Below are 11,611 nucleotides of genomic sequence, written 5' to 3' on the forward strand. Positions count from 1 at the left end.
CTCCCAAGGTTCGTTTCACCCTATCCCTGCCGGTAGAGCGCGAAAGCCTCTTCGCCGCTCGCATCCGCATGGATGATCGCCATCAGGCCCCGCACCACGGCGCTCGGATTGGCGTGCTGGTAGATGTTGCGTCCATAGACCATGCCCACCGCGCCCTGCCGCATCAAGGCCGCGGACTTGTCGAAGACCGCGCGAAGGTCCTCCTTGCCGCCGCCGCGCACGAGGACCGGGCAGCGCGCCGCCTCGACGACGCGGTGGAAATCCTCCGCATTGGTGGTCGGGTCCGCCTTGACGATGTCGGCGCCCATCTCGCGGGCAAGCCGCGTCAGGGTGACGATCTTCTCCGTATCGCCGTCGACCATGTAGCCGCCGCGCTCCGTGACGGGCTGCATGACGAGCGGCTCGATCATCAGCGGCATGCCGTATTTCTCGCAATCCGCCCGGACGCGCGCGATGTTCTGCACGCACTGGCGGAAGAGGTCGGGCTCGTCCGGCAGCATGAAGAGATTGACCACCACGCAGGCCGCATCCATCTCCAGCGCGCCGATAAGCGGTTCCGCCTCGTTCTGCAGCACGGCCCACATGTCGCGATGGCGGATGCGGTTATAGGGATTGCCCATGTCGATGCGCATGACGAGGGCGGGCTTGTCCTTGCCGGAAAGCCCCTGCAACAGGTCGGCCTGGCCGTAGTTCATCTGGATCGCGTCGGGCCTCGCATCGACCAGCGCCTTCACCACGGCCGGCATGTCCTCCAGCCCGTCGAGGAAGGACGGCTCGTTGCACACGCCGTGATCGATCGCCACGTCCAGGCAACGGCCGTTGCCGAACAGCCGGTTCATCCGGACCTTGCGGTTGTCTCGCATACATCACTCCTTTGTTCGTTCCGTGCGGAAAGGGTTTCCTCCGCGACGCCGTGGCGCTCGCGCAGGAGGGTCAGAAAACGGCACCGCTCCTCGGCCCTGCGCGCCGCGGGCCAGCCTTTTTCGGCAGCCAGCACGTCGAGCGCGGCCTCCATCATGGCGAGCGAAAGCTCGCCGGTAATGGCAAGCGCGGTGCGGCGCAGGAGCAAATCGTCCAGATGCTCGACCGCTTCGCAGCGGATGAGGCAGAGAAGTTCGCGGGCGCTGTAGGCCGGATGGGGCATGGGATGATCCGGCCCGGCGGCGATGAAAAGGGCGATGTCGCGCGCATCCGTGCCGTAGCGGGCAAACAGCGTCGCGGCCCGTTCCGGGGAAAGGCCCGTCGAGGCCGAGAGCGCCCGTGCCCAGCCGTCGCCGTCCTCCGGATAGTCCCGCCCGCCGCCGAGCGGACGATCCGCCGTGTCGATGCGGCGCGGCAGGCCGAGCCGGTCGAGCGCCATATCGGCGGAAAGTTCGCCGAAGGAGCGGAACGTCGTCCATTTGCCGCCGATCATGCACAGCACCGGCGGCCCGCCGTCGCGCCCTTCGAGAACGGTGCAGAAGTGGTCGCGCGGGATGCGGCCGGTAAAGCTGTCCTTGCTCGCCGGCAGCGGGCGCACGCCGGAAAACTGGAAAACGATCTCCTCCGGGCGGATGCGGATGCCCGGCAGCACGAAGGCGAGCGATTGCAGGATGTAGTCCCGCTCGTCCGCCTCGCAGCGCACCGTGCCGGGATCGTCGACGCGGATATCCGTCGAGCCGACCAGCACCTTGCCGAGATAGGGGAAGAGGATGCAGATGCGCCCGTCCTCGTTCTCGTAATAGATCATGTGGCCGTCGAGCATGTCGCGCAGCGCGGGATTGTCGATGATGAGATGCGAGCCCTTGGTGCCGCCCATCAGCGGTTCGGGCCGGCTGTCCGCGGGAAAGAGGCTGGCATTGGCGATGTCGACCCAGCCGCCGGTCGCGTTGACGATGAGCCGCGGCTGAAGGGCCAGCGCCTCGCCGGTGAGGCCGTCGTGCAGCCTGTAGCGCCCGCCGCCGGTCGCCTCGATCGTCGCATAGTTGAGCGCCCGGGCCTGCTCTCCGCCGGAAAGGCCGTCACGCAGCACCTCGATGCCGAGGCGCTCGGGATGGCTGACCCAGGCGTCGTAGTAGGTTGCCGAATTGCGGATCGCCGGGTTGAGCGCCGGCCATTTTTCGAGTGTCGCGCTACGGCTGCGGAACTGGTGCTTCGGCATCAGCGCCCGCTCGCGCGTCAGGAAATCATAGATGCCGAGCCCCGCCTTGATGGCGATCGCGCCGCGGCGGCTGGGGCGGCGGGTGAGGCCGAGGAAGCGGACGATGCCGTTGGCAAGGCCGGAGAAGATGCCGAAAATCGGCACCGCGGTCGGCAGCGGCGCGACATAGTGCGGCGCATTGCGCAAGAGACGGTCGCGCTCGACGAGGGATTCCCTGACGAGGCTGAACTCGCCGTTTTCGAGATAGCGCAGACCCCCGTGCACCATGCGCGAGAGGGCGGCGCTCGCACCGGAACAATAGTCGGCCTTCTCGACGAGGAGCACGTCGACGCCCTGCAGCGCCAGCTCGCGAAAGACGCTGAGCCCGTTGATGCCGCCGCCGAGGACGCATACGTCCACCTTCGGGCTCCGGCGCAGCCCGTCCAATGTCTGTTTCCGGTTCATGATGGCAGTCCGTTATCCGTCCATGGAGACGAGGTGCGCCGTAATGGCGGTGTCGATGGCCGCCAGATCGTCCGTCGCAAGCCGCAGCGTGCCGGCCCGCGCATTGTCGAGCGCCTGCGCCGGGTTCCTCGCGCCGCAGAGCGCGAAGGTCACGCCCTCCTGCGCCAGCGTCCAGGCGATCACGACCTGGGCGATGCTGGCCTCATGGCGCTCGGCGACGGGGCGGATGGCGTCGGAAAAGGCCTTGGCCTTCTGCCGGTTGGCGACGGAGAAGCGCGGATTGTCCTTGCGCTGGTCGTCGCCGGAGAACACGCGGTCCGGGCCGATCGTGCCGGAGAGCAGGCCGAGCGCCAGCGAGGAATAGCTGAGCGTCGCCACGCCGTTTCGAACGGTGAGCGGCAGCAGGTCCGCCTCGATCCTGCGGTCGATCATGCTGAACCGCTCCTGGATCGCGTCGAGCGATCCGGTCTCAATGTACTGTTCGAGCTCCGACCGGTTGACATTGCTCGCGCCGATGGCGCGGATCTTGCCGGCCGTCTTCAGCTCTTCCAGCACCGCAACCGTCTCGGCGATCGGCGTCGTCGCGTCCTGCCAGTGGGTGATGTAGAGGTCGATATAGTCCGTGCCGAGCCGGCGCAGGCTCTCCTCCACCTCGTGGACGATCGCGTCCCGGCCGAGATAGCGATGGACCGGCCTGCCGTCCTGGTCGAAGAAGTGGCTGCCCTTCTGCGTGTGCCAGACGAGGCCGCATTTCGTGGCGATGATGGCCTTGTCGCGGCGCCCGGCGATGGCCTTGCCGACGATCTCCTCCGCGCGGCCGAGGCCATAGGCGGGCGCCGTGTCGATGAGTGTCACGCCGGCGTCGAGCGAGGCCTCTATGGCGGCGATGGATTGCGCCTCGTCCGTGCCGCCCCACATCCAGCCGCCGATCGCCCAGGTGCCGAGGCCGACGGCCGAGGCCTTGACGCCGGAGCGCCCGATGTCGCGGATCAATTGTTCGCCGCTCATGCGGAAATCCCTTCTTCGGATGCCAGTTCAAGAATGCGCGCGCCGGTCGCCTCGTCGGTGACGAGCGTGTCGAGATGATCGCCGCGCAGGACGCTGAGGATGGAGCCGGCCTTGTTGAAGCCGCTCGCGACGCCGATCTTCGTCGGGATCGAGGCGAATTCCGGAAGCGTCAGCGAGACCAGCGCGCGGTTGAGGCTGTAGTCGCAGAGCCTGCCTTCGCCATCGAGCAGATGGGCGAGAAGTTCCGAGCTCGCGCCGGAATGCTCGATGGCCTTGCGGTCCTCGCTCGACGAGGGATGCAGGTCGTAATAGGTCGAGTCCGGGCTGAGGATCGAGCCGATGCCGACGACGGCCACCTTCGCCTCGCGGGCCCGCTGGAAGACGTCGGCGACGGAACGCATGTTCATCAGCATTTCCCGCTGCTCGGCATCGTCGGCAAAGAGCGGCGCGTGGATCTGGTAGGAGCGCCCGCCGAGCCGTTCGGCCATCAGCGTCGAGACATGGTTGACGTCCGTATAGTGTTTTCCCTGCACGCAGCCCGTCGCGGGGATGACCTCGACATCAAAGCGGCGCGGCGCCTGCAGGCCGGCGACGACGGCGCTGACGCCCTTGCCGCCGGTGATGCAGATCGTGTCGCCATCGGCGATCTCTTCGAGCAGCAGGCGGGCGGCGGCCTCCCCCACCGCCTGCAGGGCGGTCTGCGGATTGTCGGAGACGGTCGGCACCACGACGGCGCGGCTGATGCCGCCGAGCGCCAGAAGCCGCTCCTCCATGTCGACCAGCGGCTCGACCGGCGACTTGATCTTGATCTCGACGAGGCCGAGCTGGCGACCGCGCTTGATGAGGCGGTTGACGGTGGCGTGCGACAGGCCGAGCCGGTCGGCGATCTGCGCCTGCGTCAGGCCTTCCAGGAAGTGCAGCACGAGCGCCTGGTGCATCTGGCGGGCGATCACGATCTCTTCGCGCGGCGCCGTGGTCTTGGGTTTCAACTTGGCGATCGGCATGTCAGGCGGCCTTCCGCTTGTGCAGGAAATGGTCGATCGAGACGGCGGCGAGCAGGATGCAGCCCTTGATCATGTCCTGCCAGTAGACTGAGACATTGAGCAGGATCAGCGAGGAGGTGACGACCGAGAGCAGCGCGATGCCGAGGATGGCGCCGAGGATGGTGCCCGAACCGCCATTGAGCGAGGCCCCGCCGATCACCGCTGCCGCGATGATGTTGAGCTCCATGCCGACGCCGAAGGTGGGCGTCGCCGCGCCGAAGCGGGACATGTAGATGACGCCTGCGACACCGGCGAGCGTCGAGCACAGCACCGTCACCCAGAACTTCACCTGGTTGGTCTTGATGCCGGAATAGAGCGCGGCCTTCTCGTTGCTGCCGGTGTAGAAGACCTTGCGGAAGGCGGTCGCCCGGCGCAGCAGGAAATCGAACAGGATGACGACGGCGACGAAGATCAGGATGACATAGGGCACGCCGTGGAAGGTGCCCTGCCCCACCGCCTTGAAGCCGGCCGGCAGCGTGAAGAGCGAGAGCGGCGTGCCCTTGGTGATGATGAGGCAGAGGCCGCGCACGATCACCATGGCTGCCAGAGACGTGATGAAGTGGTTGAGGCCGACGACCGTCACGAAGAAGCCCATGGCGGCGCCGATGGCGCTCGAGGCGAGGATGCCGATCAGCGAGGCCGTCCACGGATCGAGCCCGGCCAGGAACAGCGAGCCGGACAGCACCATCGCGAAGCAGACGACGGAGCCGACCGCAAGGTCGATGCCGCCGACGATCAAGAGGATCGTCATGCCGACGACGACGATGCCTTCCACCGAGAAGCTCATCAGCATGGCGCGGAAGTTGCCGAGCGTCAGGAAGTGCGGCGAGGCGAAGCTCATGATCACGCAGAGCGCGAGGATGATCGCGATCAGCCCGGCCTCGCGCATGGTGCCGAGGCGCCTGAAGGACGATGTCTTCGGCGTGCCCGCCGCCATCGTGTCGATTGCCATTCCCGTCTCTCCCAGTTTCTTCTCACGCGGCATGGTTCGCCGCCCTTGCCGTGCCCAGGCCCGAAGCGAGCCGGATCACGGCCTCCTCCGTCATCTCCTTTGCGCCGAGTTCTCCCGCGATGCGTCCCTCCCGGACGACGAGCACGCGGTCGCAGAGCCCGAGCAGCTCCGGCATTTCCGATGATATGACGACGATGCCGATGCCCGCGCGCGCAAGCTCGCGCAGCAGGCGGTGAATTTCGGTCTTCGCGCCGACATCGATGCCGCGCGTCGGCTCGTCCATCAGGATAACCTTCGGCTTGACCGCGAGCTGCTTGGCGATGGCCACCTTCTGCTGGTTGCCGCCGGAGAGCGATTTTACCGGCGCGTCGATGCCGCCCATGCGCACGGCGAGGCGCTTCGCAAAGTCCTCCGCCAGCGCCGCCTGGGCGCGGCGGTCGAGCAGGCCGAGCGGACCCGTCAGCGATTTCAGGTCCAGGACGGAGATGTTCTGCGCGATGGAAAGGTCGAGGAAAACGCCCGATCCCTTGCGGTCCTCGGAGAGGTAGACGATGCCGGCCTTCACCGCATCCGCATAGGCGCGGATCGCCTGCGCCGCGCCATGCAGGCGCACCGTGCCGGCGGTGTGCGGCCGCAGCCCGCAGATACCCTCGGCGATCTCCGTACGGCCGGAGCCGATGAGGCCGCCGATGCCGAGGATCTCGCCCTTGCGCAGGGTGAAACCGACGTCGTGGAAACGGTCGCCGTCACCGAGGTCATCGACTTCGAGGATCGTTGCGCCCGGCTCCGTATCGAGTTTGTCCGGATAGAGCTGGGTGATCTCGCGTCCCACCATGCGGCGCACGACGTCATCCGGCGTGATGTCGGCGATTCGGTCGGTACAGACATAGCGCCCGTCGCGGAAAACGGTCACGCGGTCGCAGAGCGAGAAAATCTCGGCCATGCGGTGGCTGATATAGATGATCGAGATGCCGTTCGCCTTGAGGTCGCGGATGATGGAGAAGAGTTGCTGCGCCTCGGTTTCGGTGAGCGCGGCAGTGGGTTCGTCGAGGATCAGCACGCGGCAGTCGAGCGTCAGCGCCTTGGCGATCTCGACGAGCTGCTGGCTGGAAATCGGCAGGTCCGCCACCTTGCGGCGGACGTCGATGGCGGCAAGGCGGTTCATCACGGCCTGCGCATCGCGCTCCAGGGCGCGGTAATTCATGAAGGGCGAGCGACGGCGGTTGGTGGCGGCCATGAACATGTTTTCCGCCACGCTCGCATCCGGGCAGAGCGCGATCTCCTGGTGGACGAGGCCGATGCCGAGCGCCTGGGCGGCGGCAGGGGATGCGATGCGCACGGCCTTGCCGTCGACGCGGATCTCGCCCTCGGTCGGCTGCAGGACGCCGGCGATGATGTTCATCAGCGTCGACTTGCCGGCACCGTTCTCGCCGCAGAGCGCATGGACCTCGCCGCGTTCCAGTGTGAAGTCGACCTCGGTCAACGCCTTCACCGCCCCGAAATGCTTGGTCACGCCATGAATGGTGAGCACCGGCTCCGCCATCGTCTTTCCTTCCAGATCGTCGTCCATAGCTTCCCCCCTCTGCCCTGCCGGGCATCTCCACCTCAAGGGAGGAGATCAGATGGGGGGAAGCACTTTGCCCATCGTCGGCCGTTTCGATGTGAGCACCGCCCTCCGTCTTGCCGATCTCCCCCTTTGAGGGGGAGATGCCCGGCAGGGCAGAGGGGGGTGCCACGGTGGAAGCGGCCAAAGGCATGAGCCGCCGATACTACTCCTCGATACCCTTGGTGCCGCGACGCTTCAGGTACTTGTCCCAGTAGAAATCGTCGGCGTTTTCCGCCGTCACGATGGACAGGCCGTTGTCGACGACCGGGATGCTCATCGGGTTGAAGCCCGAGCGCTTGGCGTCGTTCATCGGGTCGATCAGTTCCGGATGCTTGGCGAGCCACAGCAGCATGAAGCCCATATAGCCCTGCATGCCCTGGTTCGGGTTGATCGAGCCGAACACCTCGCCGGCCTTGATCATGTCGAGGATGTTGGCGTTGACGTCCGCGCACATGACGAGAACCTTGCCGCCGGCTTCCTTGTTGGCCTGCGCCGCGCCGATGGCGGAATTGGCTTCCGGCATGAAGACCGCGCCGAGATTCGGGTTGGCCTGGATGATGCTGGAAAGACCCTGATAGGCCTTGGTCGGATCCTGGTTGGAGGCGGCGCGGCCGACGAGCTTCATGTCCGGCCACTTCTCCTCCATGCGGGCGATGAAGGCGGCGATGCGCTTGTCGTGGTTGTCCTGGCCGGGGTTTTCGAGCACCGCATACTCGCCCTTGCCGCCCATCTTCTCGGCGATCGCGTCGGCCGCATAGGTGCCTTCGCGGGTGTTGTCGGAGGTGATGAAGGACACGCGCTTGGAAAGCGGCGAGTCGGCGGCGAAGGTCACGACCGCCGTGCCCTGGTCGATGGCGCGGTTGATCGGCTCGATGAACGGGTCGGAGTTCATCGGGTGGACGAGAATGCCGGCCGGGTTCTGCGCCAACGCCTGGTCGAAGGTGGCGATCTGCTTGTTGACGTCATATTCCGGCGTGCCGGTATATTCCGTCTCGCAGCCGAGCTGCTGGCCGGCCTGCTTGAACATCTCATAGACCGGGAACCAGTATTCGACGCCCGAGACCATGACATTCATGACGTATTTCTCGCCCGGCTTGCAGCGGAACGGGTTCTCCGTCTCAGCCGCCGCGGAACCGGCAAAAAGCGTCGTCGCAAGGACCGCCAACGCGGTCGTCGTCAGAAAAGTGCGCAAGTATCCTCCTCCGGGGCGAAAGCCCCTCCCAAAAAGCCCGTGGGCGTCGTTCCGACGCCGCTATCTCGTGAAGACCGGAATTCCTCCTTGAAGTCCGGTATGGGCAGCTAATCGCAAAGCAAAGGGAGTGTCAATATAATTCAGATAATGAAATATATTTCATACCCAAATCATGAAATCAAGCCCGACGACTGAAATATCTTTCATCCCTTCGCGACGGCCGCCACCGACGCGGCAAAGACCGGATCGGCCATCAGCGCGCGGCAGCGGACAAAGCGTCCGTCCGCATAGGCCCGGAAATCGGCGGCCGGGTTGCCGTTCGCAAGCTGGATCAGCCCCCAGAGCGTCCAGAGCAGATCGCACATCGCCTTGTAGATGACGATGCGGCCGCGCTCGGCCGGTTTCGGCTCGCCGCCGAAATAGGCGCGGATCATCGCCTCCTCCTGCTGTCGGTCGAACTCCGCCTCGACAGAGAGATCGCCGAGGTCCCACATCGGGTCGTTCATGCCGGAATATTCCCAGTCGACGATCCACATGCGGTCTCCCGTATCGAGGAAGTTCTCGCAGAGCGGATCGCAATGGCAGGCGACGACGGGCAGCGGGTGGGCGGCGAGCGCGGCGCGCACCGTTTCCGCCTCGCGCAGCCCCTCGTGATAGCCTTCCGGCAGGGCGACATCCTTGGTGGAGAGCACGGCAAAGTACTCGTCGATCATGGCGAAGAGCTCGAAGCGCGCAGGGAAGATCGCGCCGCTGTCGTGCAGGCGCCGGAAGGCCTCGCCCGCCCGCGCCGGCGCGCCGGAAACGGCCTTGAAGCCCTCCGGCGTCATCGTCGTCGCGCCGGGAATGAAACGGGTGACCATCAATCCGGTCGCCGCATCCGCGTGAAAGACCTCCGGCCCCACGCCGACGCGCGCCGCTTCCCGCGCCGCAACGGCCTCGTTGCCGCGGTCGATATATTCCTCCGTGCCCCTGCCGGGCACGCGCAGGCACCAATCGCGGACGCGGAAGACGAGATTGGTGAGGCCGCCGAGCCGTTCCACCGGTCCGTCATAGCCTTCCAGAAGGGGAATTTTCGCGATTGCATCCAGGGCCTGCCGCTCTTCGCTCATGAACACCTCCTTTTGGCCGTCCGCGACGGTTTCACAGATTTCAGCCTTTCGCTATCATCATCAAAACATGAGGGAAGGCCATGGCAAACGGACATCATGAGGGTGCACTCGGCGCGGTCTACAATGCAAGCGGCACGGAGGAGGTCGCGGCCCTCTACGACGGCTGGGCGGAGACCTACGACGCCGACATGGCGAGCGCCGGCTACCGCCATCCATCGATCTGCCTCGCGCTCCTCACGCGCCACCTGCCGCGCGGCGCCGCGCCCCTGCTCGATGCAGGCGCCGGCACCGGGCTCATCGGCGAATGGCTGGCGATCCTCGGCTATGCCCATGTCGAGGGCCTCGACATTTCCGAGGGCATGCTCCAGCGGGCGGCGGCGAAGGCCGTCTATGCCGCCCTGCACCGCGCCGCCCTCGGCAATCCCCTGCCCTTCCCGGACGGGCACTTCGCCGGCATCGTCTCGGCCGGCGTGTTCACGTCGGGCCATGTCGGCGTCGAGGGCCTGCCGGAACTCATCCGCATCACGCGGCCGGGCGGCGTCCTCGTCCTGACGGTGAAGAACACGCTGTGGAACGACGGTTTTTCCGACCGGCTGGCGGCCCTGGAGCGCGAGGGCATCCTCGCGCGGACAGAGGAGACCGCGCCCTATGTCTCGATGCCCGGCGAGACGGGCACCGTGCCGAGCCGCGGCGTGGTGCTGAAGGTGCTGCGCCACGCCTGAGGCAGGGCCCCGGTCAGGCCGGCTGCACCTCGACCGTCACATGCGACAGCCCGCCGAGATGGGCAAGCCGCGCCTTGTAGTCGGACGGCGCCTTCGGGTGCGGGGATGAGAGCGAGACGATCGCCGCGTGATGGCCGGGGCCGACCTGCCAGACATGCAGGTCGGTGATGTGCTCGTCGCCGCGTTCCAGCACCGTGCGGATATCCTCCGCCAGCGCCCCGCCCTCCGGCACCACGTCGATCAGCACACCGCCCGCCTCGCGGATGAGGCTCCACGACCAGCGGACGATGACCAGCGCCCCGACGACGCCCATCACCGGATCGGCCCAGAGCCAGCCGTAGCTCCGGCCGAGCAGCAGCGCGACGATGGCAAGGATGGAGGTCAGCGCATCCGCCAGCACATGCAGGTAGGCGGCGCGAAGATTGTTGTCACGCGCCGAATGCGGGTGGTCGTGCGCATGGTGGTGATCGTGGCCGTCGTGGTGATGATCGTCATGGTGGTCATGATGATGGCCGCCATGGCCGTGACCGTGATGGCCGTGGTGGTGATGTGCATGGTCGTCCCGCAGCAGCCAGGCGCTGGCAAGGTTGACCGCAAGGCCGGCGACGGCCACGGCGATCGCCTGGCCGAAATGGATCTCGACCGGATCGGCAAGGCGCAGGACGCTTTCCCAGCCGATGAGCAGGGCGATGAAGGCGAGGACGATGGCGCTGGCAAAGCCCGCGAGATCGCCGAGCTTGCCCGTGCCGAAGGTGAAGCGCGGATCGCGCGCATGGCGCCGCGCATAGGAATAGGCGAGCGCCGCGATCAGCATGGCGCCGGCATGGGTGGACATGTGCCAGCCGTCCGCCACCAGCGCCATCGAGCCGTAGATCGTGCCCGCGACGATTTCCGCCACCATCATGCCGGCGGTCAGCGCGATGACGAGCCAGACCCTGCGCTCGTTGCGGCTGTGGTCGGCGCCGAGGAAGACGTGGTCGTGGGTTGGCCTTGCCGTCGTATCGTTTGCCATGGGACTCCCTTTCGTTGCGGCAGGCGGGGCCGAATACCCTCGGCAGCGCCCACGGCAAGGCTGCTTCGCCCTGCTGCGGGACCTGCGCTATTTCATGTAGGTCCGGATGACCCCGATCAGCTCCTCGCCGCCTTGAAGACAGTCCGCCTTCGTCTCGGCTTCCATCACGTGATGGCGCAGATGGTCCTCCATCACTTCCGCCGTCAGGCCGCCGAGCGCGCCGCGCACGGAGGCGAGCTGGCGCATGATCTCCGCACAGCCCGCCTCGCCTTCCAGCGCGCGTTCGATGCCCTCGATCTGGCCGCGGATGCGGCGCACCCGGGCGATCAGCTTGTCCTTCTGCTGGATGGTGTGGCTCATGCGGGATCGCCTTTCGAATCCAT

At 66.4% G+C, this 11,611-nt stretch carries 11 protein-coding genes; 1 reads left to right on the forward strand and 10 read right to left on the reverse strand.

Features of this window, described 5'->3' with window-relative positions:
- Window positions 1–20 precede the first annotated feature (20 nt).
- From AABQ55_RS26710 to AABQ55_RS26745, 8 genes are all read right to left on the reverse strand, one after another.
- Complete coding sequence (locus AABQ55_RS26710; protein WP_272807839.1) at window positions 21–863, reverse strand: class I fructose-bisphosphate aldolase; 843 nt, start codon at window positions 861–863, stop codon at window positions 21–23.
- Window positions 836–2,584: a glycerol-3-phosphate dehydrogenase/oxidase gene (locus AABQ55_RS26715; protein ID WP_272807838.1), complete on the reverse strand. Its 1,749-nt coding sequence runs from the start codon at window positions 2,582–2,584 to the stop codon at window positions 836–838. The genes AABQ55_RS26710 and AABQ55_RS26715 overlap by 28 nt, the downstream gene beginning before the upstream one ends.
- 12 nt (window positions 2,585–2,596) lie before the next feature.
- On the reverse strand, window positions 2,597–3,592 hold the full coding sequence (locus tag AABQ55_RS26720; RefSeq protein ID WP_272807837.1) for an aldo/keto reductase: 996 nt from the start codon (window positions 3,590–3,592) through the stop codon (window positions 2,597–2,599).
- Window positions 3,589–4,596 (reverse strand): sugar-binding transcriptional regulator, encoded by a 1,008-nt coding sequence (locus AABQ55_RS26725; protein WP_272807836.1) that lies wholly within the window; start codon window positions 4,594–4,596, stop codon window positions 3,589–3,591. Before AABQ55_RS26725 ends, AABQ55_RS26720 begins: the two co-directional genes overlap by 4 nt.
- Window position 4,597: 1 nt before the next feature.
- Window positions 4,598–5,587 carry an ABC transporter permease gene (locus AABQ55_RS26730; RefSeq protein ID WP_272807835.1) on the reverse strand — a complete coding sequence of 330 codons (990 nt, stop codon included), beginning with the start codon at window positions 5,585–5,587 and terminating at the stop codon, window positions 4,598–4,600.
- A 22-nt stretch (window positions 5,588–5,609) separates the two neighbouring features.
- Complete coding sequence (locus tag AABQ55_RS26735; protein WP_272808146.1) at window positions 5,610–7,130, reverse strand: sugar ABC transporter ATP-binding protein; 1,521 nt, start codon at window positions 7,128–7,130, stop codon at window positions 5,610–5,612.
- A 226-nt stretch (window positions 7,131–7,356) separates the two neighbouring features.
- Entirely contained in the window at window positions 7,357–8,385 is a 1,029-nt protein-coding gene (locus AABQ55_RS26740; protein ID WP_133034068.1) for a substrate-binding domain-containing protein, read from the reverse strand.
- A gap of 203 nt (window positions 8,386–8,588) precedes the next feature.
- Window positions 8,589–9,494, reverse strand: a complete 906-nt coding sequence (locus AABQ55_RS26745) for a phosphotransferase family protein (RefSeq protein WP_272807834.1) — start codon at window positions 9,492–9,494, stop codon at window positions 8,589–8,591.
- An 80-nt stretch (window positions 9,495–9,574) separates the two neighbouring features.
- Here AABQ55_RS26745 and AABQ55_RS26750 point away from each other — a divergent pair, with 80 nt between their 5' ends.
- Complete coding sequence (locus AABQ55_RS26750; protein WP_272807833.1) at window positions 9,575–10,216, forward strand: class I SAM-dependent DNA methyltransferase; 642 nt, start codon at window positions 9,575–9,577, stop codon at window positions 10,214–10,216.
- Between the two features lie 13 nt (window positions 10,217–10,229).
- Here the strand turns inward: AABQ55_RS26750 and dmeF are convergent, their stop codons facing one another.
- Window positions 10,230–11,228, reverse strand: a complete 999-nt coding sequence (gene dmeF, locus AABQ55_RS26755; RefSeq protein WP_272807832.1) for a CDF family Co(II)/Ni(II) efflux transporter DmeF — start codon at window positions 11,226–11,228, stop codon at window positions 10,230–10,232.
- An 87-nt stretch (window positions 11,229–11,315) separates the two neighbouring features.
- Window positions 11,316–11,588 carry a metal/formaldehyde-sensitive transcriptional repressor gene (locus tag AABQ55_RS26760; protein WP_064332969.1) on the reverse strand — a complete coding sequence of 91 codons (273 nt, stop codon included), beginning with the start codon at window positions 11,586–11,588 and terminating at the stop codon, window positions 11,316–11,318.
- Window positions 11,589–11,611: the final 23 nt, after the last annotated feature.

This window comes from Shinella sp. WSD5-1 (assembly GCF_963942435.1).
Classification (GTDB): domain Bacteria; phylum Pseudomonadota; class Alphaproteobacteria; order Rhizobiales; family Rhizobiaceae; genus Shinella; species Shinella yambaruensis.

Coding starts and splice junctions, on each gene's coding strand:
- AABQ55_RS26720 (WP_272807837.1), bottom strand. CDS start 3,592: ATGAGCGGCGAACAATTGATCCGCGACATCGGGCGCTCCGGCGTCAAG.
- AABQ55_RS26745 (WP_272807834.1), bottom strand. CDS start 9,494: ATGAGCGAAGAGCGGCAGGCCCTGGATGCAATCGCGAAAATTCCCCTT.
- AABQ55_RS26710 (WP_272807839.1), bottom strand. CDS start 863: ATGCGAGACAACCGCAAGGTCCGGATGAACCGGCTGTTCGGCAACGGC.
- dmeF (WP_272807832.1), bottom strand. CDS start 11,228: ATGGCAAACGATACGACGGCAAGGCCAACCCACGACCACGTCTTCCTC.
- AABQ55_RS26725 (WP_272807836.1), bottom strand. CDS start 4,596: ATGCCGATCGCCAAGTTGAAACCCAAGACCACGGCGCCGCGCGAAGAG.
- AABQ55_RS26735 (WP_272808146.1), bottom strand. CDS start 7,130: ATGGCGGAGCCGGTGCTCACCATTCATGGCGTGACCAAGCATTTCGGG.
- AABQ55_RS26760 (WP_064332969.1), bottom strand. CDS start 11,588: ATGAGCCACACCATCCAGCAGAAGGACAAGCTGATCGCCCGGGTGCGC.
- AABQ55_RS26730 (WP_272807835.1), bottom strand. CDS start 5,587: ATGGCAATCGACACGATGGCGGCGGGCACGCCGAAGACATCGTCCTTC.
- AABQ55_RS26750 (WP_272807833.1), top strand. CDS start 9,575: ATGGCAAACGGACATCATGAGGGTGCACTCGGCGCGGTCTACAATGCA.
- AABQ55_RS26715 (WP_272807838.1), bottom strand. CDS start 2,584: ATGAACCGGAAACAGACATTGGACGGGCTGCGCCGGAGCCCGAAGGTG.